The organism is Adlercreutzia equolifaciens (assembly GCF_029076695.1).
GTDB lineage: Bacteria > Actinomycetota > Coriobacteriia > Coriobacteriales > Eggerthellaceae > Adlercreutzia > Adlercreutzia equolifaciens_A.
This window is the reverse complement of the sequence record NZ_JARFIK010000001.1, coordinates 658,398-685,313: the sequence shown is the minus strand read 5'-3', so window position 1 is coordinate 685,313 and position 26,916 is coordinate 658,398. Positions and strand designations below refer to the sequence as shown.

24 protein-coding genes are annotated in these 26,916 nt (G+C 62.8%); 5 read left to right on the top strand and 19 right to left on the bottom strand.

All coding sequences use genetic code 11. From position 1 onward, the window contains the following. Nucleotides 1-258: 258 nt before the first annotated feature. On the top strand, nucleotides 259-744 hold the full coding sequence (locus PZH32_RS02635; protein ID WP_275206082.1) for an Rrf2 family transcriptional regulator: 486 nt from the start codon (nucleotides 259-261) through the stop codon (nucleotides 742-744). 80 nt (nucleotides 745-824) lie between these two features. Here PZH32_RS02635 and PZH32_RS02630 read toward each other — a convergent pair whose 3' ends face one another. The 18 genes from PZH32_RS02630 to PZH32_RS02545 all read right to left on the bottom strand — a co-directional run bounded on the left by PZH32_RS02630 (nucleotide 825) and on the right by PZH32_RS02545 (nucleotide 21,881). Then, the gene (locus tag PZH32_RS02630) at nucleotides 825-2,471 is read right to left on the bottom strand and encodes a Na+/H+ antiporter NhaC family protein (protein WP_275206081.1); all 1,647 of its coding nucleotides are present in this window, start codon (nucleotides 2,469-2,471) and stop codon (nucleotides 825-827) included. Between the two features lie 308 nt (nucleotides 2,472-2,779). Next, nucleotides 2,780-4,360 carry a sodium:solute symporter family protein gene (locus tag PZH32_RS02625; protein WP_275206080.1) on the bottom strand — a complete coding sequence of 527 codons (1,581 nt, stop codon included), beginning with the start codon at nucleotides 4,358-4,360 and terminating at the stop codon, nucleotides 2,780-2,782. Nucleotides 4,361-4,564: 204 nt separating this feature from the next. Further along, nucleotides 4,565-4,792 (bottom strand): hypothetical protein, encoded by a 228-nt coding sequence (locus PZH32_RS02620; RefSeq protein WP_275206079.1) that lies wholly within the window; start codon nucleotides 4,790-4,792, stop codon nucleotides 4,565-4,567. A gap of 50 nt (nucleotides 4,793-4,842) precedes the next feature. Further along, a complete protein-coding gene (locus tag PZH32_RS02615; RefSeq protein WP_275206078.1) occupies nucleotides 4,843-5,634 on the bottom strand; it encodes an alpha/beta fold hydrolase in 792 nt (263 codons plus the stop codon). Nucleotides 5,635-5,637: 3 nt separating this feature from the next. Beyond that, entirely contained in the window at nucleotides 5,638-7,551 is a 1,914-nt protein-coding gene (gene menD, locus PZH32_RS02610) for a 2-succinyl-5-enolpyruvyl-6-hydroxy-3-cyclohexene-1-carboxylate synthase (protein ID WP_275206077.1), read from the bottom strand. A 182-nt stretch (nucleotides 7,552-7,733) separates the two neighbouring features. Beyond that, on the bottom strand, nucleotides 7,734-9,062 hold the full coding sequence (locus PZH32_RS02605) for an isochorismate synthase (protein WP_275206076.1): 1,329 nt from the start codon (nucleotides 9,060-9,062) through the stop codon (nucleotides 7,734-7,736). 19 nt (nucleotides 9,063-9,081) lie between these two features. Then, nucleotides 9,082-9,345, bottom strand: a complete 264-nt coding sequence (locus PZH32_RS02600) for a DUF2442 domain-containing protein (RefSeq protein ID WP_275206075.1) — start codon at nucleotides 9,343-9,345, stop codon at nucleotides 9,082-9,084. A 2-nt stretch (nucleotides 9,346-9,347) separates the two neighbouring features. After that, entirely contained in the window at nucleotides 9,348-9,602 is a 255-nt protein-coding gene (locus tag PZH32_RS02595) for a DUF4160 domain-containing protein (RefSeq protein ID WP_275206074.1), read from the bottom strand. A gap of 261 nt (nucleotides 9,603-9,863) precedes the next feature. Next, nucleotides 9,864-10,139, bottom strand: a complete 276-nt coding sequence (locus PZH32_RS02590; protein ID WP_275206073.1) for an ACT domain-containing protein — start codon at nucleotides 10,137-10,139, stop codon at nucleotides 9,864-9,866. Between the two features lie 85 nt (nucleotides 10,140-10,224). Further along, nucleotides 10,225-10,788, bottom strand: coding sequence for a GTP cyclohydrolase I FolE (gene folE / locus PZH32_RS02585; RefSeq protein WP_275206072.1), 564 nt, complete (start codon nucleotides 10,786-10,788; stop codon nucleotides 10,225-10,227). Nucleotides 10,789-10,858: 70 nt separating this feature from the next. Next, nucleotides 10,859-11,617, bottom strand: a complete 759-nt coding sequence (locus PZH32_RS02580; protein ID WP_275206071.1) for a ferric reductase-like transmembrane domain-containing protein — start codon at nucleotides 11,615-11,617, stop codon at nucleotides 10,859-10,861. 74 nt (nucleotides 11,618-11,691) lie between these two features. Then, a complete protein-coding gene (locus PZH32_RS02575) occupies nucleotides 11,692-13,350 on the bottom strand; it encodes a hypothetical protein (protein ID WP_275206070.1) in 1,659 nt (552 codons plus the stop codon). Further along, complete coding sequence (locus tag PZH32_RS02570; protein ID WP_275206069.1) at nucleotides 13,347-15,275, bottom strand: UvrD-helicase domain-containing protein; 1,929 nt, start codon at nucleotides 15,273-15,275, stop codon at nucleotides 13,347-13,349. The genes PZH32_RS02575 and PZH32_RS02570 overlap by 4 nt, the downstream gene beginning before the upstream one ends. A gap of 43 nt (nucleotides 15,276-15,318) precedes the next feature. Continuing rightward, nucleotides 15,319-16,014, bottom strand: a complete 696-nt coding sequence (locus tag PZH32_RS02565) for a TorD/DmsD family molecular chaperone (protein WP_275206068.1) — start codon at nucleotides 16,012-16,014, stop codon at nucleotides 15,319-15,321. Nucleotides 16,015-16,026: 12 nt separating this feature from the next. After that, a complete protein-coding gene (locus PZH32_RS02560; RefSeq protein WP_275206067.1) occupies nucleotides 16,027-16,875 on the bottom strand; it encodes a hypothetical protein in 849 nt (282 codons plus the stop codon). Nucleotides 16,876-16,907: 32 nt separating this feature from the next. After that, complete coding sequence (locus tag PZH32_RS02555; protein WP_275206066.1) at nucleotides 16,908-18,023, bottom strand: 4Fe-4S binding protein; 1,116 nt, start codon at nucleotides 18,021-18,023, stop codon at nucleotides 16,908-16,910. 72 nt (nucleotides 18,024-18,095) lie between these two features. Next, nucleotides 18,096-18,821 carry a 4Fe-4S dicluster domain-containing protein gene (locus tag PZH32_RS02550; protein WP_275206065.1) on the bottom strand — a complete coding sequence of 242 codons (726 nt, stop codon included), beginning with the start codon at nucleotides 18,819-18,821 and terminating at the stop codon, nucleotides 18,096-18,098. A gap of 3 nt (nucleotides 18,822-18,824) precedes the next feature. Further along, nucleotides 18,825-21,881, bottom strand: a complete 3,057-nt coding sequence (locus PZH32_RS02545; protein ID WP_275206064.1) for a molybdopterin-containing oxidoreductase family protein — start codon at nucleotides 21,879-21,881, stop codon at nucleotides 18,825-18,827. 289 nt (nucleotides 21,882-22,170) lie between these two features. Between PZH32_RS02545 and PZH32_RS02540 the strand changes: the two genes are divergently transcribed. The 4 genes from PZH32_RS02540 to rlmH all read left to right on the top strand — a co-directional run bounded on the left by PZH32_RS02540 (nucleotide 22,171) and on the right by rlmH (nucleotide 25,034). Beyond that, a complete protein-coding gene (locus PZH32_RS02540; protein ID WP_275206063.1) occupies nucleotides 22,171-23,094 on the top strand; it encodes a LysR family transcriptional regulator in 924 nt (307 codons plus the stop codon). 127 nt (nucleotides 23,095-23,221) lie between these two features. Continuing rightward, nucleotides 23,222-23,695 carry a large conductance mechanosensitive channel protein MscL gene (gene mscL, locus PZH32_RS02535; protein WP_275206062.1) on the top strand — a complete coding sequence of 158 codons (474 nt, stop codon included), beginning with the start codon at nucleotides 23,222-23,224 and terminating at the stop codon, nucleotides 23,693-23,695. A 72-nt stretch (nucleotides 23,696-23,767) separates the two neighbouring features. Beyond that, nucleotides 23,768-24,559, top strand: coding sequence for an exodeoxyribonuclease III (locus tag PZH32_RS02530; protein ID WP_275206061.1), 792 nt, complete (start codon nucleotides 23,768-23,770; stop codon nucleotides 24,557-24,559). A gap of 1 nt (nucleotide 24,560) precedes the next feature. Further along, the gene (gene rlmH / locus PZH32_RS02525; protein ID WP_275206060.1) at nucleotides 24,561-25,034 is read left to right on the top strand and encodes a 23S rRNA (pseudouridine(1915)-N(3))-methyltransferase RlmH; all 474 of its coding nucleotides are present in this window, start codon (nucleotides 24,561-24,563) and stop codon (nucleotides 25,032-25,034) included. 192 nt (nucleotides 25,035-25,226) lie between these two features. Here rlmH and PZH32_RS02520 read toward each other — a convergent pair whose 3' ends face one another. After that, nucleotides 25,227-26,903 (bottom strand): LCP family protein, encoded by a 1,677-nt coding sequence (locus PZH32_RS02520; protein ID WP_275206059.1) that lies wholly within the window; start codon nucleotides 26,901-26,903, stop codon nucleotides 25,227-25,229. Nucleotides 26,904-26,916 lie beyond the last annotated feature (13 nt).

The window sequence follows — 26,916 nt, the reverse complement described above, 5'->3', positions numbered from 1 at the left end:
AGACGTGACCTATCTGGTCATATATGGATTATCGTCAGGCTTTCTTACGGCGCGGCAACGTAACTGAATCGGCGCGCTCATCGTTTGGTACAAGCCTTGTATTTGAAAATGCCGCGGCCTATTCTGCAAGTGTCGGAAGCATAAAAAGACCGCTTCCGGCACACCTGCGGATGACCACGCGCCGGCCCTGCGCCCGGCGTTGGGTCCACGTGGCAACAGCGGCAGATCCGCAAGGTGTCGAACCGTAAGGAGGCTGCAGTGCAACTCAAAGCATCAACAGATTATGGACTGCGCGCCGTTCTGTACCTGGCCGCGCAGGGGCAAACCTGCTCGTCGAAAGATATCGCCCAGGATATGTCCATCCCCCGTGACTACCTGATCCAGCTCGCGCAGCTTTTGCGCAACGCCGGCATCATCGAGGCACGCCCTGGCAAGCATGGCGGCTATCGCCTCGCTAAGGATCCTTCGGAGATTACTCTTCTGCAAGTAGTCAACGCCCTCGACGACGACGCCAAGGATACCACGCGCGCTCGGCGCAAGGATCGCGCCAACGCCACCATGGTCCAAGGCATCAAGAAGGCCTACGACCTGGTGCTCGACGGCTACGATTCCTACTTCGACAGCATCACGCTGGCCATGTTGCTCGACTGCTCGAAGGACGAGAAGATGGGCAAGGAATACCTGGCCGGACGCCTGATCGCTGAAAGCCAGCGGCTGCTGGCCGAAGCGGCCTCGGCTGCCTAGGCGCACCGCGCGTCCATAACCACCCACAAAAAAAGGCCCCGTTTCCGGGGCCTTTTTGCGTCTTGCTGCCAACGGGAAGGCTAGGCCTTCTTCGCTCGATTGGCCTCCATTTTCGTGAGAACCAGCACCGCAATGACAATGAGCACCACGCCCAGGATGAGCGAGATCCACGGCGTCTTGAAAATGCCGGCCACAATGTAGCCGATGAAGCAGATGACCATGACCAGAGTGGCGTAAGGAATCTGCGTGGCCACATGGCGCAGGTGGTTGCACTTGGCACCGGCCGAGGACAGGATGGTGGTATCGGAGATGGGCGAGATGTGATCGCCGTACACCGCACCGGCCAGAGCCGAGCCGACGGCCACCAGGAACAGCGGATCAGAGGCATCGAACACGCCGATGATGATGGGCAGGATGAGGGCGATGGTGCCCCAGCTGGTGCCCATGGCGAAGCCGATGAACGCGGCCACCAGGAAGATGATGGCCGGTAGCAGCTCCAGGCCCACGCCCAAGCCGTTCAGGAAGCCGGACACGAACTCTCCCGTGCCCAGCAGGTAGCGGCAGCAGCCGCCCAGCGACCAGGCCAGCACCAGAATCATGATGGCGCCGATCATGGAGCGCACACCCTCGGACATGGCCTCCACGAAACCGCCCAAGTTCATGAGCTTGCGCGGCAGGTACATGGCGCCGGCCACGCACAGGGCCACGCAGGCGCCGATGCACAGGCCCATGACCGGGTTCTCGCCTACGGCCGTGGCAAAGTCCACGCCGCTGAAGAAGCCGCCCATGTACATCATGCCCAGGATGGAGAACACGATGAGCACCAGAATGGGCACGATAAGATCCCAGATGGTGCCGCGCTCGGAAATGTTGAGCCCCTTGTACTCCTCGATGGCCCCGGCGGCGGCATCGTCGATGTCGCCCTCCTCGGTAACCTGGGTGGGAATATTGGGCGCGCCCTCCAGATCAACCTGCGCCTTGTCGGCAATGCCCACCAGCGACACTGCCTCCAGCTTCGAGCCCTCGGGCGGGATACGGCCGTCGGCTGCATCCTGGGCAGCGGCCATGGGACCGAAGTCCTTCTGGATGGCCAGCATGAAGAACACGAAGAAGATGGTGAGCAGAGCGTAGAAGTTATAGGGGATGGACTGCACGAACGTGTTGAAGCCATCCTCGCCCATGTAGCCGCCCACGGCCACGGCCCAGGAGGATACGGGGGCGATGATGCACACCGGCGCGGCCGTGGAGTCGATGATCCAGGCCAGTTTCTCGTGGCTGACGCGGAACTTGTCCGTGACGGGACGCATGACGGCGCCCACGGTCAGGCAGTTGAAGTAGTCGTCCACGAAGATGATGATGCCCAGTACCGCCGTGAGCAGCGACGCCGCGCGGGCGTTCTTCACGTGGGTGGTGACCCACTCGGCATAGGCACGGGAGCCGCCGGCCGTGGCTATGACCACCGTCAGCGCGCCTAGTAGGGCAAGGAACAAAAGCAATGCTCCGTTCCCGGCAATTTGTTCCGCCATCATCTGGGGAACCATGGTGAATGAGGCGATAAGCTGCTCGCCGCCGGCACCGTTGAGCGTGAACTGATAAATGATCATACCCGTGAACACGCCCACGGTCAGCGAGGAGTACACCTCCTTCGTAATGAGAGCCAGGACCAGTGCCAGAATGGGCGGCACAATGGACCAGACTCCGCTGCTGATGAGCTCGAACCCTTCCATGTCTCTCCTTCCGTCCGCACTTCGTTCCCCGAAGCCGAACGCTAGGCTACAGATGGGCATAAGTATACCCCGCCAGGTCATGTTTAACGGCGCGAACGCGGGAGTATTTCCCCTGCAACGAAGAACGCCGGGGCAAAGACGGCGTCACCGATTCTCTTTAATGTCCCCTGGAGGTTTCGTCTTCATAAAAAACGCCGGACCCGCAGGCCCGGCGTTTGCGTGCTATGTTCCGCAGAGGAGGGACGCGGTCGGGCGCGGCAGCTCAGCCGCAGACCCAGGCGCACCGTCCGCCGTCGGGAAACCGCGGCCTACACGTCGGCAGCGGCTCCCGCGTTGGCGCTCTCGAGCATCTCCTGCTCCACCTCGCGCTCGAACTCGCGATCGGTGGCGCCTTCAGCCGAAGGCGGCTTGATTTGGAAGGGCACCGACGGCGTGAACAGGCTCACTACCGGCACGATAATCAACGAGGCGATCATGCACAGGGCTCCGCAGTTGATGGGGCTGGCAATGAGCGGCGTGACGCCCGCCAGGGTCATGCCCAAGTTCACGCAGGTAAGACCGGTGCCGAACACAAACGAGCACCACACCGAGGCCTTCGAGATACGTCCCGAGTACAGACCCCACAGGAAGGGACCCAGGAACGAACCGGCCAGGGCGCCCCACGAGTAGCCCATGAGCTGCGCAATGAACACAATGCTGGAGTGGTACTGCAAGAGCGCGATGATGGCCGACACGGCAATGAATACCACCACCAGGCCGCGCATCCAGACAATCTGCTTCTTCTCGTCCATCTTCTTCACCAGGTTGCCCTTGATAAGATCCAGGGTCAGCGTGGAGGACGACGTGAGCACCAGCGAGCTCAACGTGGACATAGAGGCCGAAAGCACCAGCACCACCACCAGGCCGATCAGGATATCGGGCAAGGTGGACAGCATGGTGGGAATAATGGAGTCGTACACCGGCGTCCCGTTGGCGGCATACTCGATCTGGCCCTCGTACAGACGCCCGAAGCCGCCCAGGAAGTAGGAGCCGCCCGCCACTACAAAGGCAAAGATAGTGGAGATGATGGCGCCCTGCTTAATGGCCGGACCGCTCTTGATGGCGTAGAACTTCTGCACCATCTGCGGCAGGCCCCAGGTGCCCAGCGACGTGAGGATAACCACGCCGATCAAGTTGAACAAGTCAGGCCCGAAGAAGCTGACGAAGGGGCCCTGCATGGCACTGCCCTCGGCGGGAATCTGCGACAGCGAGATAATGGCCTCGGAGAAGCCGCCGTTGTTCAGCAGCACCACCACGATGACGGCGGAAATGCCCAAGAGCATGACGATGCCTTGGAGGAAATCGTTCATAACCGTGGCCATGTAGCCGCCGAGCACCACGTATATGCAGGTGACCACCGCCATGCCAATAACGCACCAGTCATAGGGCAGCGCGAATGCCATACCGAACAGGCGCGACAAGCCGTTGTACACGCTGGCGGTGTAGGGCAGCAGGAACACAAAGATGAGAGCCGCCGCAGCCACGCGCAACGCCTTGGAGTTGTAGCGCGAGCCGAAGAACTCGGGCATGGTGGAGGCCTTCAGACGATGGGTGATCTCGCGCGTGCGGGGACCCAGCACCCACCACGCCAGCAAGCTGCCGAGGATGGCGTTGCCAATGCCGGCCCAGGTGGCCGAGATGCCGTACTTGAAGCCGAACTGGCCGGCGTAGCCCACGAACACCACGGCAGAGAAGTAGCTGGTGCCATAGGCGAAGGCGCTCATCCACGGACCGACGTTACGACCGCCCAGAATGAAGCCGTCAACCGTGCTCGCATGGCGTCGGCAGTAGATGCCCACCGCCACCGCCACGGCCACGAAGGCAATGACGAGCAGAATTTTCACGATCATGATGCTTTCTTTCCTCTCTTAACGCTTCCTTGCCGACGGCTCTTCCGCCGGTCGACGCAGCATCCGTCGCTGCTTTCGACGGAGCCGCCTTCTTCGCGCGCCCCTTCCCCGGGGAACGCGCCGCTGTTTCCAGCTCAATACCGAAGCGCACACGACCTTTTGCCTGAGGCTACAAAAAAATAGCCACGGGCAAAAACCCGTGTGCTATTGGTATCGAAAGACAAATTGTAGGGTGGTGGCGCGCTGGGACTGCTGAGCCAGGTGCTGGCTAGCCACGGCACGAGCGGCCTCGGCGATACACTGGGCAGCCTTGTGCGCGCTCATCAGGGCACGCTCCGCCGCACCGCCACAGCACTGCTCGGCCCAACGGGCGCTCATGACAGCGCAGGCTGCCTCGTCGCAATGCGTGCTATGTCCCAGTACGTTAACCATGGCCGACACTTTAGCACAATAAAGGAAGCACGCAAGTCATAATTCGGAAGCTAATCGAGCAAAGCGGCGGCAAAGGCTTGCGGGCGTTCCAAGTGAATGTTGTGGCCCGCTTCGGGCACCACCGTAGCAGGCAGCCCCGCAGCGCGGACGCGCTCGGCAACGGCGGCGTACTTGGCGTCGAGGGAACCGGCCAGGTAACGCACGGAAACGCCTCGCTCCCGCAGTCCACGCAAAGCAGCCAGGGTCTCCCCCTCAAGCGCCTGGTGCTGGGCACCCCAGGCTTCGAAACTTTGCGCCAGCACCTCGACCTCATGGGCTGTGCGTTGAGCGCGCACCGCCGCGCGGACGGGCGCGGGAAGTGCCTGCTGGCTGGCGAACAGCGGCAGCCTCTCCCACCAATCCATGAACGCCTCCACGCCCTCGGCGCGCAGACGGGCGGCCCATCCCTCGTTGCGCTGCGCCATGGCCGCACGGACATCTTCGTCCGCCGGGCCCAAGCCGGCGCTTTCCAGCACCAGGGCCGCCAGGGGCAGATCGGGGTGCCTCACCAGAGCTTCTGCCGCCAGGCGGCCTCCCATGGAATAGCCCACCACGACGGGAGCGCCCTCCACCCCGGCCACCTGGCGCACCACCTGGGCAACGCGGTCGCAAGCTGCGGCCAGAGGCGCGGCGCCTTCGTGGCCCGCGCACACCGGGGAGGCCGCGTCACGACCCTCCTCCCCCAACCAGGCGAACAAGTCAGGCACGAAGGTGCGGTGTCCGGCGGCCTGCAGCGCCGCCGCCACCTCGTCCCACGAGGCGGGCGTTTGGGCGAAGCCGTGGAGCAGGACGAAAGCGGTCACGAGTTACCCCTGATAGGGAGCGTAGCGGTCACGCACGCCGCGCAGGGGCAGCTGCACCTCCACCAAGCTGATGCCCGGAGTGCCCAGGAAGTTCTGGTAGGCGCTGCGGAAGGCCCCCACGGTGTGCACCGTGGCCGAAGGAATACCGAAAGCCGCAGCCGCCTCGGTGAAGCGCACGTCCTGGGGAGCCAGGAAGAGACGCTCGAAGTACGGGTCCTCGGAGGCCTGGGGCAGCATGTCGAAGATGGCGCCCCCGTTGTTGTTCAGCAGTACGATGACCAAGGACGGCGCCTCCCCCTCGGGGTGAGCCAGCATCATCTCGCGCTGGAGCGCGAGGCCGTTCAGGTCGTGCAGCAAGGTAAAATCGCCGGTCAAAAAGGTGGTCTGCCCGAAGTGCTGGGCCGCGCCCACGGCCGTGGACACTACGCCGTCGATGCCGTTCTGGCCGCGGTTGGCCAGCACAGCGCGGGTTTTTCCATCCTTCAAGTAGAAGGTGTCCAGAGCTCGAATACTCATGGAGTTCGCCGAGAACAGGCAGGACTCGTCGGGCATGAGCTCCAACAGCGAGCGCACGTAGGCACCCTCCACGGCCTCGGCGTCCAGCGAGGTGACGCCGTCCCACTCCACAGCCAGAATGCGTAGACGGGCCTCGTCGTTCAGGGTCATCCAGCGCTCAGCGAACGCTTTCTGGGCCTTGCGCCCCTCGCCATGCCAGCCGCTGCGCACAAAGCCCAGGGGCGTGGTGCCCACGAACACATCGGTAGTGGCGTTGAAATCGCGGGTCTCGGCCACGTCCACCGCAATGGACAGCGGACGGGCGCGCTCAAGCAGCGTGGTAGCGCGCTTGGAGATGGGATAGCGGCCGAAGCGAATGACCACCTCGGGCACGGGACAGTCGGGACGGCCGCACAGATTGTCGTAGTTGTCGATGACCAGGGGGTCGTCGATGCTGCGCAGGCCGGACAGCGGGTCAGCCAGCACGGGAATGGACCAGCGGCGCGCCCAGGTGACAATCTCCTCGGCCTCGGCCATGGTTTCGCAGGAGCCCTCTCCGGCCAGCAGCACGGCGGGGCGTTTCCACAGCAGCTCCTCCAACGCGGTGACACTGGAAGCGAGCAGCTCGCCCGAAGCCGCCATTAGCGGGGCGATGGACAGAGGCGCACCGTGGCGCCCCTCGGTGGGCACGCGACGCCCCAGGCCGAAGCAGTCGATGCCGCCGCGCAGGGCCGCCTGATTGTCCGCGCCGGGAAAATCGGGCTTGAGCGGCGCGTCGAAGGGGAAGTTCAAGTGCACGGGACCCGCCAAATGCTGGCAGGCGCGGGAGGCCACCTGGGCCTCCGGGTTGTAGTTCACGGGCATGTCGGCGCCCCCCGCAGGGCAGGACGCTTTCTCGAGCGTAGCCGTGGGACCCAAGGCAGCCAGACAGGCCTCGCGAGCCGCCTGGCGCGCGAAGGCGATATCGCGATCGCGGCCGCGGGGCGTGGGCATGGCACGGAAGGCGCGCACATGGTCGCCGTAGGCCTTCAACTGATCGGTGGTTTGCGGCGCACCGAGCCCCTGCAACTGGGGCGGGCGATCACCGGACAAAACAATGAGTGGCACGCGGGAGGTTTCCGCCTCGATAACGGCCGGGTAGTAGTTGGCCAGCGCCGTGCCCGAGGTGCACACCAGCGCCACGGGACGCCCCGAAGCCTTGGCCAGCCCCAGGGCCAGGAAGGAGGCTCCGCGCTCGTCCACATCCACATATAAGCACAGGTCATTGGGGCGTCGTTGGGACAGCTCGAAGGCGGTCATGGCCAGAGCCGTGGAGCGGGAGCCGGGGCTCACCACCACCTCGCGCACGCCCCAGCGGGTCAGTTCATCGAAGAAGGCGGCCACGAACAGCGCCGTGTCCTGCTGATGGGAAGTCGTGATCATCAGGCGTCCTTTCAAAAAGTCTGCCATCTATCATACCGCGAACCGTCTGATGACGCTGGCGGCCACCGCGCCCGACACAGAAACCGCCGAGGAGGCGCCCCTCTGGGCGCTTCTTGGCGTCGCCGCAGCGCCATCCGCCCAGCCGCTGCATGCGGCCGCCGGAAAACGACCCGGCAAAGCGCCTAGGCCCCGAAAGCGGAAAGAATAGTGCGCAGCTTGAGGTCGATCTCGTCGTACTCGGCCTGGGCGTCGCTTTCGCCCACAATGCCGCAGCCGCCGTAGACCCAGCCCACTTCGCCGTCGAACACCCCGGTGCGCAAGGCCACCGAGAATTCGCCATCGCCGTTGCCGTCCACAAAACCGCAGGCCCCCGCATAGAAGCCGCGGTTGTAGGGCTCGATGACGCGCAGGAGCATCTTGGCCTCGCCGACGGGCGTGCCGGCCACGGCCGGCGTGGGATGCAGGTCCTCCATGAGATCGGCCAGCGTGACGCCCTGGAGCGCCCGAGCGCGGGCCGGGGTAAACAGATGCTGTACGTGGGCCAGTCGCATGATCTGGGGCATCGTCGGCACATCCACGTCATAGCACACCCGGTCGAGCACGTTGCGAATAAGCTGCACCACGTAGTCGTGCTCGGCGCGGTTTTTCTCGTCGGTCATCAGGGCGGCTGCCAACGCCTCGGTCTGATCTTCGGTAGCGCCCACCGGGCAGGTGCCGGCCAGGCACATGGACGCCACTTCGTCGCCGCGCTTGCGCACCAGCAGCTCCGGCGTGCAGCCGCAGAAGAACACGTCGGCATAGCGGTACAGAAGCACGGTGCCCCGCGCATCGCCGTCAATGAGGTTCACCAGCAGGTCCTTCGAAGAGAAGGGATGCTCGGCCACCACGCGCTTGCGGCGCGAGAGCACCACTTTCGACACGCGCCCCTCCTCGATGGCCGCCAAGGCCTCGCCCATGGCCTGCTGCCACGCCTCGCGGGAGTCGGGCTCAAGGGTATAGGGAATGGTCACCGCCGTACGCGCCGGGGCTGCCGCCACCAGGCGCTCGAATCGCGCCACGCGACCGGGGTACACCGGACCCAAGGAGTTCACCTGCAGAAAGCTCCCGCGCTCGTTCTCGATGAGCACAATCTCCGGCAGCATGAAGCGCAGCTGGGGAAAGGACGCCATGAGATCGTCGCAGGGAGCGGGATTCGTGGCGTCGAAACGGTTGAACGAGAAGAACACCGGCGGCTGGCTCTCGGCCGCCGTGGCTGCGGCGCGCGCCGAGCCCACTGCCTCTTCTGCACCTGCGCCGGCGGCTGCCGGACTCCCCGCGCCGCCGATTCCGCTGCCCACGCACTCCACCTCGCGCAGGGAGGGCAGCGCAATGCAGCGGCCCAGCCCCAGATAGCGCGTGGGATGCTGCTTGTCGTAATAGACGAACTGGTCGGTAAACCCCTTCTGCAGCGCGCAGAAGGCATCGACCACATCGGCCTCGATAGGCACGTTGCAGGTGTAAATTCGCGTCATAGCTGAGACCTCGAAGATCCTAAGCGGCTGCTGGCGACAATTCGCAGCCATACTCGTAAATGGCATCGCTGGGCAGATCTATCTCGTCATTCCAGTAGACGCAAGTTCGGCTCTGATCGATCTTTACCTGCTCGAACAGCCCTGTAAGCTCTTTAAGGGGCGCATAAGACGGGATATCCCGCACATCCTCTGCAACATCGTAGAGAACAACGCGACCGTCGTCAAAGCACACCCTCAACTGCAGGTTCGAAAGAGGCTGTATGTTCTTAATTCGACGTATCATCTTTACTCCAGAGGAGGAAGCTTCTCGATAACTTGGGCGTCCCACATTGCTTGTAGCTGCTTCGAATAGATTGCGAGCCACTCACGCACAAGCGCTTGCGCCTTAGGCGGCAGATCGCCCTCCATCATCTCGAAAGTCTGGATGTTGAACTCGCCCACGTATTCGCCGTACAGGGCATGAATATGGCTCGGCTCATGCTCCTTCGGCTTAAAAAACATCTTGATCACGATGCCGTAGAACCGAGAAATCTCAGGCATGCACGCCACCTTTCGAGACGGATTTTTTCAAAGTATACCATGGGGAATTGCTTTGACGCCGTCCTCGCCAATCCGTACGCTATTGTCGGCGTGGCTGCTGGCGGCCTTACCCACCTTCTCATAGAAGCCGCCTTCGCACAGCACCACTCTTTCGCGGCAGCCCGCTCTTCGCCTACAAAAAAGTCCGTGCCATGTTCATTGGCACGGACCCTCCGTCAGGCTAAGCGTTGCTCTAAGGAGCTTTTAGTGTGTTCAGTATTCCTAAATCTTGTACATCATCTGGAAGACGTCTTCACGCTGGATGATGACCTGCATGCCCAGCTCTTCGCCGGCCGCCGTCAGACGTTCCTGCACCGTGTTGAAGTCGGCCACGGCCGGATCGAGCGTGACCATCATGGTCATGGAGAACATACGGCCCTCGCCCAGAATGGTCTGGGAGATGTCGTCGATGTTGGCACCGCACTCGGCCAGCACCGTGGCGATGGTGGCCACTACACCGGAACGGTCTTTGCCCAGAACAGAGATAACGCACTTCATAGGAGTTCCTTCTTTCTTAGGAGGGTTGCGGCGCGGCCGGGAGCCAGCGCCTCGGACGGCGGATAAGGCGCGGTGCGCCAAAGAGCTACCCGCGGAAAATAAGGGCCAGCGCTTCGGCGCGGGCGTCGGGGTCGGTCTCGAAGCAGCCGCGCACGGCGCGCGTCGTGGTTTTCGAACCCGGCTTCTTCACGCCGCGCATGGACATGCACATATGCTCGGCCTCCAGCACCACAATGACGCCGGCGGGATGCAGCGCCTCGGCCAGGGTGTCGGCAATTTGCCCGGTCAGGCGCTCCTGCACCTGGGGGCGCTTCGCAAAGCCGTCCACCAAACGGGCCAGCTTCGAAATGCCGCAAATGCGACCGTCCTCGCCGGGAATATAGGCCACATGGGCCTTGCCGAAAAACGGCGCCAGATGATGCTCGCACATGCTGTAGAAGGGGATATCGCCCACCAGGACAATCTCGCTGTGCCCCTCGTCGAAGGTGACGTCGAAGTGCCGCGAGGGATCCTCTTCCAAACCGCCCAGCACTTCCTCGTACATGCGGGCCACGCGCGCCGGCGTTTCCAGCAGGCCCTCACGGGTGGGGTCTTCACCCACCCCTTCCAGAATCAGGCGCACGCCCTCTTCGATTTTCGCTTTATCCACCGGTATCGGCTCCTGTATGCTTCTGCTCATAATACGGTTCCCGTCATGTTATCACGACGGTGCGAGCATTTTAGACCAGGACGGCCTCCTCGTCGCCCAGGGGAGGCATCTCCTCTTCAGCCTTGCGAGCAGCTATCTCGCTGGCCGCTGTCTCCAAGGTTGTGCCAAGGCCCTTGAGGGCGATGACGACACGCGCAATGGCATAGCAACCGAACACCACGGTGTAAATTCCCATAGAAACGAGAGCCTGGGTTCCGCCAGCCAAAGCAGAAGGCAGAAGCATAGCCATAAGATGCAAGTAAGTAAGCGCGTAGAACAGATAGGCCAAACGCTGAATCCGCTTCCACAGCGATGCCTTCATGCGTCTCTTCACTATCTCGAGAGAAGTTACCCCCAGCACTAAGAGCAGTACGAACAGAAGGGATGCCACCACGAAGGAAACGACCACATTCGAAGCTACCGACCCCAGACCAAACATACGCGGCAAATAGCCGGCGAAATAGTGGGCCATGTGGCCGAAAACCAGAATACACGCCACAACCGAGAGCGGTCCGCGCACCGGCTGCAACCAGCGACGCAGAGAGCTGCCGTAGGGCAGCACGCCGATATACATGACGAGCACGAAAAGAGCAACGGGCACGAAGCAGCGCTGCATCGCGAACAGCAGCACTATGGAGGCATCGTGCGGCAGCGCAAGCCCTGGTGCAGCGAAATAGAGCACCACCGTTGCTATGGCCAGCCCATAGAAGGCCGCAGGAGCCTTTCGCAAGGGGTTTCGAAGTGCGAAACTCGCCACAACCACTACGACAAACGAAATAAGAAACTCCACGATCCTCAGCTCCTTTGCTCTTTTATTCCCGCCGGTTGCCCGCGCGGGCAACGAAGCGCCTCCCCCTCGAGAAACTATCTCGAAGAGCCTTTGTCCGCGGACCCCCGGGCCATCGGAAGGCGCAAGCCAACGCCGGCCAGAAACTCTTCGCCAGCCACCATCGGGGCCGCTCCCTCACGAATCGCATCAAGCCATCGCGCGGGGCTCAGCAGAGCCTCTGAACCCTCCCGCCCGGCCCTCAGGCGCCGCACTTTCATGCCTGCCGCCTCTGCCTCGGCCGCATCCATACGGGCCGCCAGGCTGAGCAAAACGCGAGGAAAGGACGCCGCGTCGACAGGCGACAAGGACGCCTCCTCCTGCTCACGGCCGGCATTGCACCCCGCAACCACCAAAACGCGCGGATGTAACGATAAGGCCGCCGACAGAGGCCCAAGGCGCATCTTCGCCGCCGCCGGATGGAAAGGTCGATCCTCCGCCCAGGATACCGCTATCGCCGCAAGCGCCTTCGCATCTTCAACGCCCGATGCATCGCTGAGCATCGAAGCAACCGCGCCCCTATCGAGCGACTGAGAAACCGCGTCGATGAGGGCAAAGCCTTTTCGCCGGCGAATGGCGTCAAGGAAAGCCCGCTCCTCGGCCACGGACGAAAGCAACGGAGTAAGCGCTCCCGGCATGTTGAGCCCCGTGTCACCGCCGGACAAAACATCCGCCAAGTCGAGCCCAGCTTCACAGGCCCCGTCTTCTAGCGCGACCCACGACGCGGCACCGCAATCGCTGCGGTGCCAGGCGCACCAACTGCGCCAGGCGGCCACATCCCGTGGGTTGACCAGCAACAGCAGACGGGAAAGCGCATGCAGCCGATCGGCATCGGCCCCCCGCCGTGGGTCGCCCCGTAACGGACCGGCCGAAAACCGGACATCGGCATCGAGTCGGCGCCGAAAGAGCGCCCGCTCCATGACGCGCGCACGCTGGACATCGGGAACGGCCACAAAAATATCGGCCGGCCGCAAGTCGCCCTCGTTGCGAAGCAGCCATTGCAGCCAACAGGCCAATCCCTCCGCCTCCTGATCGGGCGTGGTCCAGCGGACCACCGAGCAGTTGGCCTGCGCCGTCCTTTCCTCATCGGCCCCTCGGCTCAGGCGACCATCCGAAGTGGGAAACAGCTGCTCGAGCAAACGCCGCGCCGTTGCGTCAAAACGGTGGGGTTCCACCATAATGACAAGGGGGTAATACCCGGAGGATCCCCCTGCAGCCCCAGGAATATCGGCAGGAAGCAAGCCGTGGCGGGCTCTCGCACTGCGGAGCAATGCGCCGTACGCCGACGCAAGCTCCTCGCTCGTACCGGCACACCGCCGCGCCTTCTCGGGGGCCGCAAGCTCCGTGGCCAGTAAGCGCGCATCGGCCTCGGTCACTCCTCTCATGCGCACGTCGCGCAGAAGCAGGCGCCGTTCCACCTCGAGCAGAACGCGCGAGCGCGATGCCCCCGCAGGCTGCCCGACCCCGGCCCTCGCCACCAGCTGCCGAAGCATTTCCCAGGGCGTGAGCACTTCCGGCGCGCCTTCGAGGGCGTCAGTCGAATGTTCGGCCACGATGCGGCGCATCAGGCGCGCCTCGTCGTTCGTCGGAACGACGATGGCAAGGTGCTCACCTGGCTGCCTCGGAGCCAAGGCCAGGGTCTCCGTCAGCTCGTCCCACTGCGCATGCCACACCCGTGGCCGTGCCCCGCCGCTCACGATGGGTCTTCCCGTATCGCGCCGTCAAGGGCCAGGAAGCGAAGATATCGGCTCGGCACGGCTCGGCCCATGCGCCGGCCATCTTCCAAGTAGATGCGCTCGATGCGCACCTCGGCCGCCAGCCCGTCGTCAAGAGGGACCGCTTCGAAGGCGGTTACCACTCCTTCGCCGCGCATCGCGCTGAGCAGGGCCTGCATGCGCTCCAGACCATGGCGGTTCAGAGTGGCCTGCTGGTCGGCCGTCACCGCCGTTCTGTCGAAATAGTCCTTGGGCGGTATCAATCCGTCAACGCAGGAGGCCGCCATCACAAAGGAGGCATCCAAGGCCCAGGCCTGCTCATAAGGACACACGCGCACTCCCCCATCGTCCTCGTACTGCGGCAGCGCCGCATGACGGTAGGCGCGCGCCGTGAGCAGGCAGGCATCGTCAAGAGGCCCCACTGGACCACACTCTGCCTTGAGGGCCTCCTCCACGAAAGAGACGGCGGAAGAGCGATCACTTTCGGAAATGCCAGCCTCGGCCACGACAGCGTCTGCCGCCGCCTCAAGAAGCGATTGGCCTCTCAGATTCTCCGCACGGTGCTTGAACGATGCCGCCACCTGCAAACGCTCTCGAGCCTCGCTCAAAGCGGCGGCAGCTGAACGGGACATCAGCGCAGTCTCTTCGCTCAGCAGGTTTGCCAAGGAAGAGCCGTGCTCGTGCGTGGCCGCCCGTAACTCGTCGAAGAGAGCGCTTCGCGTCAGATGGTCGCCGAACCCGCACCAGGTGCGCAGCGCCAGAGGGTCGGTAGCACAAGCGCACAGCTGAATGAGCGCGAACGCGCGGGCCGCGAGGCATCGATCGAGCACCCGCACATCGCCCCCGAGTCGACTGCCATCAATACGGACCGAAACCGGCACACCCGCTTGCGAAAGAGCGCGCGCAAGAGAGAGCCTTCTCTTCTTCGAAGGAGCCGCCACGCACAGATCGCGCAAACGGGTTCCATGCTCCACACGCTCCTTGACCAGCCTCACCACCTCATCGCCCTCTGCTTCGGGAGTCTGGCAACGCTGCAGGAAAAGACCGCTGCGCCGCTCCCCCTCGGCCAAGCCCGTTTTCACCGTCGGATACGATGGGGCCTCCTCGATGGCGCCCAGAGAGGCGATGACCGCTTCACAACAGCGACTGGCGCCCAAGTTGACACAGTCGGCCCGAGGATATCGCTCCGCCAGCGCTTCCAAGCCGTCGGGGAAAGGATAGGGCTCGAACACCGCCGCGCGCAGGCCATCATCACCCGTCGCGGTAAGGGATACACCAGCCAGCGCCTCGGCAAGAACCTGGGATGCCCGAGAGAGGGACGAGTAGTCGTCCACCAGAATATGAGCTGGCCTCGGCTCGGCGACCGTCCCCTTCCCCTTGGCAAGCGCTACCAGGGCAGACGCCGCTAGCTCCTCTTCCAGATAGCAGCCGTAGCTTGCCAGGCACTGAAGCAGAAACGCCTCGAAGTTGCGCTCTTCGTCGTTGATCAGCCACATAGGGTCGCCGCCCTTCAGGTTTGCCCATCCAGCCAAGATGAACTTGAGCATCTCCTTCAGGCGCCGGGGCCGCAACCCTGTCACCTTGAGGTCCTCCATAAGGAAAAGCCGCTCGAAGGGAAGCATAACGCGCGGCTTCTGTCGCGCCTCGCCGCTCTCATCAGTTCGCAGCACCTCAAGGGCGATCTCGCGCGTCGTGGTCACCGCTATAGCAGCAGCCCCACCGACTTCCAAGCGCCGGCGCAAGCTGACGGCCGCATCGGGTGACGCGGCAACCATGAGCACGTCCTCGGGGCGGGCGCCGTCGGCAAGCAACTGGGCGGCCCGCTGCACCAAAAATGCCGTCTTGCCCGTGCCCGCGCATCCGCGCACCACGGTTACTTCCAGGTTCCTATCCTCCAACCAATCCATCCCGGCTCCCTTCTCTGCACTCCTCCGTCACCGCGGGAAAAGCTCAATCCTCCTCGATCAATTCACCCAGCAGCTCCGCCTCGTTGGCCAAATATCCCTCGGTAAGCTGCGCCAGCCCCTGGTAAAGCCCCGTGCGGGCAAATTTCCGGGCATCCTCCAACATCATCGGGACCCAATTGCTCAGATGATCCTCAAGAAAATGGCGCTGCACCGCCAGGAGGCGCACTCCCTCGACGTCGTCGGCCGCCTCGAAAGACGCTGCCGTTCGAGCCGCCATCTCGCCCATGAATTCGAGCTCCACGCCAAGATGATCGTCGCACTCGGCAAAGTCGGAAAGCTTCTCGAGCCCTTCGCTGCGGTAGATGGCGCGCACCTCGTCACGCGCCTCCTGCATAAGCAGGCGACGCTCCGACGTGTAAACGCTCTCATTGGGATAAGCCGCCGAATAGGCGTCAATGCCCGATCCAAGGAACGTGCGCGCGTAATCGATGGCAAGTTCTTCGACCGTGTTCTCCCACCGGCCGCTGAGATAGGTGGCAATGGCCCGGTATCCCGCATCCACCTTGGGATTGCCCGTGGATACGGGGTAGCGCATCGCGCTGAGCACATCCAGATAGGACTCATCCAGTTCCTTTTGGAAGAGCCGCGCGAGCATCCGATAGGTCAGAGCCCGCGAACGGCAGAGGGCAGCAAGCTCTCCTCGCTCCTGCGCGGTCAAGATATCCATAGTGTGCGACATAGGGCACCCTCCTTAGCGTTGCACGGATACGACAGCAGCGGACAACTCATCGAGAACGCAGGAGCCCGCCGGGGTGATGCGCCAGGGACTGGCCCATTCGAGGGCACCGACGCGTTCGAGTCTTTCAACGAAGTACAAACCGAGATAGCGCGGATTCTGCACCAGAGGATCGCTGTCCACCGCTTGGGAAATAGCAGCGATGGTGGCCCCGTCTTGCTGGGCGCACAAACGGAGCACGCGTTCGTAAATGGGCAGATACGTGCTGTCATCATGCAGCAGGGCCCAGATCTCGGCACTTGGCTCGTAATTGGCCACAGCCTGCAGTCCCGCAGGAGTTGCGACCCAATAAACCGGAGGAGCCTGGGTCACCTCAAGGTACTCCAGACCGTCCTCGTCGACGATGGCACGGGGAGCTGCCGCATCCTCTTTATAAGGACTCCCGTCCTCGTTGACACGCTGCAACGCGCCCGAGCGTTCAAGGAGTGCGCAAAGGTTTGCCGGCGAGAACACCGAGTACGTATGCTCCTGGAGAAGATCGATGTGGTCGTTGACGTCACCGGCTCGCCGCGGCTGCTCGCACAGGGCGATGACGCGGCGCAGCGTGGCCGCGCGCAAACCCATAGACGACATCAGATCGGCGATACGCTCCGCGGCCGGGCGGTCATCGACACACTCGTCTTCCGCAGTCGTAGGGGTATCGAGATTGCTCGCTGCCTCGGGGCTGTACTCTGGATCGACCGCCTCACCGTCCCCATACTGCTCCGGCTCCGCGATATCCTCCTCATCGGACGCGAAGGGATCGTAGTCTTCGAATTCCCAGGAACGATCGTCTTCCCACACAGACTCGTTTTGTCCGCTCATGACACTCTCCTCCTCGTTGAAGTCTTCTCAACTCAGCGTTTCTCACTTACGACGGCCCGACAGCTTTCCTGCACCGCTCGACGCATCAAGTCGGGATCCTGCGGATCGCGCAGCGGAATTGCCACCTCCAATACGTTGCCCCGCCCGCTCAGCAGATCATCGGTGGCCACCTCGCCGACAACCTTGATCGCCCCCTGGCGGCATACCTGCTCGCAACAGCGGCACTGAACGCAATCGGCGGGATAGTGCACAAGGCCCACGGTCCCATCGGCTTCGGTGATGCGCCACAAAGCGCCCGTCGGGCAGAACACCGAACACAAGCGGCAGCCCCGACACCGACTTCGGTCAATGGACGCGGTGCCCCAGAGCCGACTTTCAACCCGCTCGGCTACAGGCTCTCCCAGATCGGCGAGGGCATCGATGATGCTCTCATGACGTTCGGGCAGAAAATGAGGGAGGGTGCCGTCTCCCGTGACGTGGGCTCGCCGTGGCGTTGGCTTCGTAACGAAGACACCCCTCTCGCAGACTGCCGCTGAGGAGGGAGTGGGAGGAAAGAGCGGCAGCCTGCGAGAGGATTCTCGGGTTACGAATGACCAGGCGAAGGCGCGATCCCAAGCCTTAAGAAGATTCTGCGCAGAAGTGCATGCCGTCTCGGCCGCCACCCGGCCCGGACGGTAGCTGCACTGCTCACATGTGCCGCACACCAGCTCAACCTCCCCGATGCCCTCTGCGGCTAACGAAACCAGCAAGGACTCGTTAAGGCGCCCGAGACAGACAACGGGAACCCCTTCGCACGTCCCCTCTTCGCCATCTGCCTCGAGAGCGCTATGGCACACAATGCGCAGGACGCCCTGGCGACTTGCGCGCACGCAGTGGTCCAGCAGCTGCGCATCGGAGGGAACGCGAACCCCGATAGCGGCCGTGGGGCAAACGGAGGCACACGTGCCGCACCCCACGCAGCGTTGCTGGTCGACAACAAGCTCGCCATCGACGATCGAAAGACAGCCCGAGGTGCAGACCGTCGCGCAGCGAAGGCACGACACGTTGCCGTTGCGCACCTGAATGCACCGGTTCTGGTGCACCGAAAGCGCCATGCTGTCGAGCTCGTCGAGCACGCCGAAGTAATTGCGCTTCGCCACAGATCCCACCTGTCCTTCCTCGTCAGGGCAAATATGCGGGGCTCCGCCGCCCGTGCCGTACCGGCAGCGGAGCCCTCGAGCCTACACGGTCAGCTTGTACCTATCCCAGTCGTCGCTGGGCATCTGGTAGTCGATATCGCTCTGCCACTCGCGCCCGCGCAAGAGGTAGCGATGCGAAGGGCCGGCGCCCGCGTCGGGAAGGGCGTGCACATCGCTCTCGTCCCAGGGCTGCACGTAATCGCGCAGCTTGATGCGCGCATCGCGAACCTCCTGGTAAGTGCTTCCCTCCTCGTAGGAGAAGGTCTTCGCATCGGCAGGTCCCTCGAAATCGCCAAGGTCGCCGTCCAGGTCGCCGAACCAGCGGGCGCGACCGCCGCACTGCTGGACGCAGGAGGGCAAGAGTCCCGCCGCCGTTCGCTCGGCGCAAAGGTTGCACTTCTCCGCCACGCCCTTGTCGTCGTTCATGAAGCGCACGCCGTAGGGGCACGCGTTCACGCAGGACTGGCAGCCGATGCACTGATCTGCGTCGATTTGCACGGTGCCATCGTCCATCTTCATGGACGCGCCCGTAGGGCACACTGCCACGCAGTCGGCGTTCTCGCAATGCTGGCACTGCATGGGCAGGAAGTAGGTCTCGCAGCCCATGCCGCCCTTCGCCTGGCGGTTGCTCACCAGCGTGGGGCCCACGCGAAGCACCTTGAGGCGAAACTGTCCGATGTTTACCTCGTTGCGCGTCTTGCAAGCCGCCGAGCATGCAAGGCACTCCACGCAGCGATTGAGGTCGGTGAGAATTGCGTATCGTGTCATGGGTTACGCCTCCTTACGGATATCGTAGTCGGGCAGCCATTCCTTCAGACGCTCGTCGGTAGCGCTGGCAATAATGGGCGTGCCGTCCTCCGGAGCCACAGGAACCACGCTGTCGGAACCCGTGCGCTCAAGACAGTTCTCCGGCGTTGCCTTGTACACCTTCGCCAGGTAACCGCGCATAACCTGCGATCCGATAATATGGTCCTGATTGTCGGGGTCGTTAAGCAAATTGCAATCCGAGAGCGTAGACCCGCGCGTAGGACCGGGCAGCTCTGGATACCACCAGTTGTGCTCGAGGTTTATCGTGCCCTTCTTAATGCCGTAATACAGATCAGCCGTTTGCCGAATGGCGCCCTCGGGTGTCTCGATCCAGCACCAGTCACCCTGCTCGATGCCGAGTTCGGCGGCATCCTCCGGATTGATCTCCATGCGAGGGACCGGCCACTGCTCGCGGCACCACGGCAGCTGGCGATGCTCGGAGTGGAAGTACACCGGAATACGGCGACCCGTCGTCACGACGAAGGGATACTCCGCATAGCGCTCAGGGTCGGCAACCGGCGTATGGGCCGATTCCCGGTAATGGGGCATGATGTCGCTCTCGTAGGTGCAGCTGCCATGTCCCTCGTTGTTGATATCGAGGGACTCCAGCGACACAGGCCAGAACTCCATACGGCTCGTGGCCGTCAAGAAGCCGAAGCCCATGCTGGGATAGATGTCGTTCATAATGCCCGCGGCGCGCTGGCGCATCTTGCCCGTCTCCCAACGGTGATAGGTGCCCCAGTTGTCCGGCGTGACCTTCTTGGCATCCCACCAACCATGCTCCTGGAACTTCTGCGCGTACTCGTCCCAGCTTTCAGCCAAGTGCTCGGTATAGCCCTGGGCGTCCATGGTGGAATTGCCGATCTTAATAGCAAAATCGAGCTTCTCGTCAGCATCAGGCCAGGTGGACCAACCTTCGGCGTCGAACCACGGTACACCGATGGCCTTGGCGTACGCCGTGTAGAAGTCCGGGTCGAACATCGTGTCCACCGGCGGCTCGATAGCCCTGATGGTGGCGCCGATACCACCCGAAGCGCCCTGGGATACGCGTCCGTGGTTGACCTCGAGCCAATGCTGCGCCGGCATGAGCACGTCGGCCATGTCGGTTACCGGATGGTGCCACAAGTTGTTGGCGGCCCAGAAGTCCATGGATTTAAGAGCGCGCCAGGCCAAATCGGAATTCGACATGTTCATGAACGTGGAGCCGGAATCGTGACCGCCGCGAATGCGGTAGGGGCCGTACTCGCCCAAGGCCGAGCGCCAATTGCACGTGGCATCGGTCCACTGGTTGTACCAAGACAGCATCGGGAATTTCTCGTTGGAGATTTGGGCGGACTGCATGTCGTACATCGTGGTCCCCGAGGGATAGGGGTAGGCGGACATAAACTCGAGCACCGGCGCCTCGGGAGCCGCCTGAAACACGCCGACGGCGGGGGCACGAGTCGGGCCTCGGTTGCCTGCCGGGGAATCCTCGTTGCCCGTCAGGTAGCTCAAGTAGGTGAGGGTGCGGATCGTCTGCACGCAGTTGCCCACCTGATCGGTCGCAAGCTGGAAATGGATACCGCCGTTGCCGAACTTCAAGGTACCGTCGTCGTTGTACTGGTCTTGGCTGCGCGGCGTGGCCCACACCAGACAGGCCTCCTCGATGAGGTCGGCATCCACCCCTGTAATCTCTGCCGCCCACTCGGGGGTGCATTCCTCGAGGGACTCGAGCATATAGGTCCATACCGGACGCGCCGTATGGGTCGTGCCATCGAGCAGGGTCACCTCATAGGTACCCTCCAGCGCAGGATTCACACTGACGAATTGAGAGGGCGGCGGCATGTAAGCGCCGTACTCTTCGAGGTACTCGCACTCATCCAGCGTGTAGCCAGCGAACTCCTCGCCTTCCCACTGAGTGGTTTCGGAGTCCAGGTAGCTCAGGGCGTCGTTGCCCGTCTTGCCGGCCGCGGCCTTGTTGAGATCCCATACCATGAATCGCTGATGACGACCGCCCTCGATGATGTCGGACTCCTTCAGCAGCTTCGTCTTCATATCCACACCGCCGGCGCCATCGACCACCCAACCGCCGCTCGGCTCCATGTCGTCCACCACCAGCATGGGCGCATTCGACCAGCGCTGAACAAACAGATGGTCGTACAGGTCGTTGTCGATAACAATCTTCTGCCAAGCCAGGGCCAACGCATGATCGGTGCCGGGGCGAATCTGCAGCCAATAGTCGGCCTCTTTACCCAGACGCCCCTCGCGGGGGTCGACGAGAATGTGCACGTCGGCGTTGTTGGAGGCATCGACGCCCGTACGGCAGGCGTCGTCGTAGTTGGAAGCCTCAACGCCCGTGCCCCACTGCAAGTACACACGAGGACCGTCGTTGACGGCCATCCAATAGCTTCCCAGCTGATCGATCAGCTGGCCTGTGAAATGACGCGGTCCCTTGCAGATCTGGGATGCCAGCGAGCCATTGGGGGTACCCAGCAGAATCTTCATGCCGGCATAGCCGCCCATAGACCAGATGCGGCTCGTGCCACAGAGGGTCATCAAGGCCTGCGGGCCGTACTTCTCGGTGATCTCCCCGAAGCCCTTGGCGCACATCTCGATGGCCTCGTCCCAGCTAATGCGCTCCCAACCGGGCTCCTCTCCCTTGGGGTTGGTGCGCTTCATGGGATGGTACAGACGATCGGGATGATAGGCGGCCTGCAGCGACGACTGCGATTTGCAGCAGCAGTTACCGCGGCTCTGGGGCGCACTCTGGTCGCCCTCGATGGCAATGGCGCGCCCGTCCTTGACGACCACCCACACACCGCACTCCATCTTTCCGCAGGCTCGACAGCACGAGCGAATGAATTCGCACCCCTCGTCGTACTCCCCGACTACGTCCGGCGCTGCCGCAGACTGGCCGGTGTTTCCCAGCTCATGGGGCGCACAGCCGCCCAAGACACCAGCGCCCGCTGCCGCCGCAACGGCCGCGCCGGAAGCCAGGGTGGTCTTCACGAAGCTGCGCCGCGAGAGATTGAGCTTACTCATAGAGCCTCTCCTTCCTTCTCTCCCTATTTCGAGGCCGCCACAGCGGCCCGACGGTTCCGGCCCTTTGGCCCGGATACCTAGCAGTATGGAAAGGGGAAGGTCATTTGAGAAATTGAAAGAGCGAATGCGCTGCGCCCGTATTCCCGCTCATCATGAAGGGCTCGTCATAGTTTGTCAGAATAACCTCATTGAAAAAGGGAATGCACGGTCTGGCAAGCGATATGACCCCCGCTCAGTGGTAGAATACGCCCTAACAGCCAGACGTGGCAGCAGGGGGAAGGGGCAAGTCATGGAACTGGAATACCTTCGTGAGTTTGTTCACCTTGCAGACACGCTCAACTTCACCGCCACGGCCCGGCACTTCCATTTGGCGCAGCCGACGCTGAGCAAGCACATCTCCATTCTGGAGGCCGATTTCCATACCCAGCTCCTCAAGCGCGGGCACACGAAAACTACCCTCACTGAAGAGGGTCTTTACTTTCGGGGCGTAGCGGCGGCCATCGTAGAGCAGTACGAAGAAGCGAAGCGCACCATTAAGATGCTCAAATCCCGCAGGCCGCTGCGCTTGAGCCTTGACATCCAACCGAACGAGGCGCTCGTCACCATGGTTTCCCTGGCAACGGGGGAACTAGAGGCCCAGGGCAACGCGAGCCTGGTATTTAACTTCGATGCTGCGATACGGGGAACCGAGGCACTTCTGCGCAATGAAGCGGACATCGTCATCGACATTCTCGCGCAAGAAGAACCCCTCCCCTCCGAGCTGACCTCGCGCCTTCTGGCCGAGCAGCCGTTCGTGGCCATCGTCTCTTGCGACAACCCCCTCGCCGGTCGCACAGCGGTCGATATCGAAGAGCTCGAAGGACTCACGTTCGTGAAAATGCTCTCGAGTGTCAACAACGTCTTCGTTCCCGGCTGGCAGGCTATTCGAGAAGCCTGCGTTGCCCGCGGCTTTGATCCCCCAACAAAAATCCTGTCGGTGCAAAACTTCACCGACGGCATCTTCGCCGTTGAGCAAGACACCGTCCTCGTGCTGCCGGCCGCACGCAAAGAGCTGCGCTACCTGGCGAAGAATCCGAGCTACGCCCTCCTTCCCGTGAGGGGAGATGGCGCCTTCTTCCGCGAATGCGCCATCTACCGCACCGAGGACGAAGAGCGCGTAGCGCCCGTCATAGACGTGTTCCTCGAGCTGCTCGACAGCTTCTTCCAGAAGTAGGATTGCGGGCTTCTTGTCCGCATTACCCCTTGTCAACGGATTGACGCGCCGTAACGCGATTCAGCGTAAAGACGAGTACATTGATCAGCACTTTGAAATGATAGGCCCCCTTCAAAAGGAACCGACCATGAAGAACCTCGTCTCTGAATTCAAGGAATTCATCAACCGCGGCAACGTTATCGATATGGCCGTCGGCATTATCATCGGCGCCGCCTTTACGGCCATCGTCACGTCGCTCACCGACAACATCATCAACCCGTTCATCAAGTTGATCACCGGCGGCAACGGCACCGATGTGGCCGGCCTTACCATCCCCGTGCCCGGCACGGAGAACGGCATCGATTTCGGCGCCTTCATCAGCGCCATCATCAACTTCCTTATTGTGGCCTGGGTGGTCTTCCTCATGGTGAAGGCCTTCAACAAGATGAAGGACGGCGGCAAGAAGCACATCAAGCGCGGCAAGAACGGCGAGGAGCTTATCGAGCAGGCCCCCACCTGCCCCTTCTGCCTGGAAGAGATCAACGTGGGCGCCACCCGCTGCCCCCACTGCACCGCCGAGCTGCCCTCCCCCGCCGAGGTAACCTACAAACCTGCGGAATAGCCCATCCCTGAAGCGCGGCGAATGGGATACACTGCTTCGTACTATCTCTGTCTTTTCCCGCGAAGGAGTCCCATGCGATTTGTGTCGTGGAACGTGAACGGCATCCGCGCCGTTTTGAAAAAGAACTTCCTTGAGGTGTTCGACGCCTTCGGCGCTGACGTGTTCGCCATCCAGGAAACCAAATGCCAAGAGGGTCAGGTAGAGCTGGATCTTCCCGGCTACCACCAGTATTGGAGTTATGCCCAGAAGAAGGGCTATTCGGGCACGGCCGTGTTTTGCCGCGAGGAGCCCCTGCGCGTGCTGCACGGCTTGGGCAACGAGTACCTGGACGCCGAGGGGCGCATTGTGGCCTGCGAGTTCGAGCAGTTCTGGTTCGTGAACGTGTACACGCCGAATTCCCAGATGGAGCTGGCGCGCATCGACCACCGCATGGAGTGGGACGACGCCTTCCGCGACTTCTGCAAGGGCCTTGAGGCCGGCGCGCTGCCCTCGGGCGAGACCTGCGACCCCAAGCCCGTGGTTATGTGCGGCGATTTCAACGTGGCCCACGAGGATATCGATCTGAAGAACCCGGGGCCCAACCGCGGCGCCTCGGGCTTTTCCGACGAAGAGCGCGGCAAGCTGAACGAACTGCTGGACGCCGGCTTTACCGACACCTTCCGCCTGCTGCACCCCACCGAAGAGGGGCGCTACACCTGGTGGAGCTACCGCTACCGCGCCCGCGCCACCAATGCGGGATGGCGCATCGACTACTTCCTGGTCAGCGACGCGCTGGCCGACGCCGTGCGCGCTGCCAGCATCTACGATGACGTGGAGGGCTCCGACCATTGCCCCGTGGGAATCGACCTGGACCTGGACGCCTAGCATGACGAAAATCACCGTTATTGCTGTGGGCAAGCTGAAGGAGAAGTTCTGGACAGCGGCCTGCGACGAGTACCTGAAGCGGCTGCGCCCCTACGCGAAAGTGGCGGTGGCGGAAATTGCCGACGTGGACCCCGCCCGGGCCGGTGGCATCGAGGCAGCCCGTGAGCGCGAGGGCGAGGCCATTCTGAACGCGGTGCCTGAAGGATCGCGCGTCATCCTCATGGCCATCGAGGGAAAGCAGCGCTCGAGCGTCGACTTCTCCCGTCATTTGGACGAACTGGCCTTGCGCGGTACCAGCGACCTGACCTTCGTCATTGGCGGTTCCGACGGCGTCAGCGACGCGGTGCGCGCCCGGGCCGACGAGACCTTCTCCTTCGGCCCCATCACGCTGCCCCACAACCTGGCCCGTGTGGTGCTGCTGGAGCAAATCTACCGCGCCTACAAAATCTCGCGCGGCGAGCCCTATCACAAGTAGCGCGACTCGCATCAAAACGCACGGGGCGAGCACGCCGCGACTCCCGAAGCGCCAGGCGAAATCGGAGACCGTCGCGCCATCGCCCCCCGCTCGCTCCGTCTGCTTCCGACCCCGCTCACTCTCGCATCCCATACGAAAAGAGGCTTCCCCGTGGGGAAGCCTCTTTGTTTGAGCCTAGGATGTTGTGAGGGCCTACTGCCAGTCGGAGCCGATCAGGATGAGGAAGTCACCCTCGTACTGGTACTCGCCGTTCTTGTTCTGCACCGCGCGGCCACAGCCCAGAGCGTCGATAAGCTCCTCGGCGTAAACGCGCTGGTCGGGCGTATCGAACACCACCACCGTCTCGTCGTAGTTGAAGCTGTTGGCGTTGCTAGCGTCGGCCGTATAGCCCAGGGGCTTGATGCGCTCCAGCGCCTCGGCGCCCACGCCGTCGGTGCCGTTGCCGTTCTTCACCGTCACCTTGCCAGTGCGCGTTTCGGAGAAGGTGCTCTTGCCGGACGAGCCGCTCTTCACGCTTTCCGCGTCCGAAGCCGCCCCGGCGCCGTCGCCCACACTGGCCAGCACCGTACCGTTCAGCTCGTCTACCTCGTCCTCTTCCGTGGGAGGCAGACCCTGCTTCATGCGGTTCATCATAGTGTTCCAGCCCTCGACGTCCAGGCGCTCGTACCAGGTGTCGTTGCGGTACTCGCTTTCCGTGGGCTCCATGGCGGAGTAGATGTCGGTGGAGGGGTCAAGACCCTGCATGGAATTGGCCAGGGCCAGGATGTCGGCAATCTTCAGGTCGGTGGTCACGTACTTCGAAAGCGCCTCCACCGTGGAAGCCATGGTGGCCACGTCGGCCGAAAGGATCTTCTTGGCAATGGCGCCCAGAACCATGCGCTGGTTGGCGGCACGGTAGCGGTCGCCGTCGCCGTACTCGTCGTAGGCGTGACGCGAGCGACAGAGAATGAGCGCCTCGTCGCCGGAGAGGGTCTGCTTGCCCGCGGACACATGGCCGCCGGCCTCGCTGTCGTTGATCTCCATGGGCACGTCCACCTCAACGCCGCCCAGAGCGTCCACGATGTCCTTGAAGCCATCGAAGTTGATTTCCGCGTAATGGGAGATCGGCACGCCGGCCATCTGGGACACCGTCTTGATGGCAGCCGCCGGGCCGCCGATGGCGTAAGAGGCGTTGAGCTTCTGCAGGCCATAGCCCTCGATCTCAATCTCCGTGTCACGGTGGAGCGACACCATGGTGACCTTCTTGTTCTGAGGGTCAATACGAGCAAGAATCATCGAGTCGGAGCGGAAGTTGTCGCCGGCGTACTGCTCGGTTTGCGAGCGCTCCTTCGAGCCGTCGGTACCCATGAGCAGCATATAGAACGTGCCCCCCTCGTAGGCCGCGGGCTCCTCCAGCGCCTCCTTGATCTCGGGCGTGATCTCGTCGTTCATGTTGGTCTCAAGCTGGTTGATGTAGGCGAAGGCCGTAGCAGCCCCGCCCAGCACCACCACCAGTACGGCGGCCAGTACGCCGAGCAGCACGCGCTTGCGCTTCTTGCGACGGCGATCCTGAGCGTAATCGCCCGCCGTGGCGCCACGAGAATAGGGATTCACGTCGCCCATAGCCGGAAGCGACGGAATGGGGCCCGAATTATAGCTCTCGGGAGCCGGCAGCGGCTTCGAGTGGCGGGGTGCCCGCGACCCCTCGCCCAAAGCGGCGCGGGGATTGTTGGAGCCAGCCGGCAGCGAATTCTGCCCGCGGTTATCGGGCAGGGGCTGAGAATGGCGCGGATTGTTGGAGCCAGCCGAGGAGGCACTTTGACCCAACGGCTGAGAAGCGTGCTTGCCCTTCTGGGCACGCGGATTGTTCTTACCTGATGCTTCGGACATCCTGTGCGGTCTC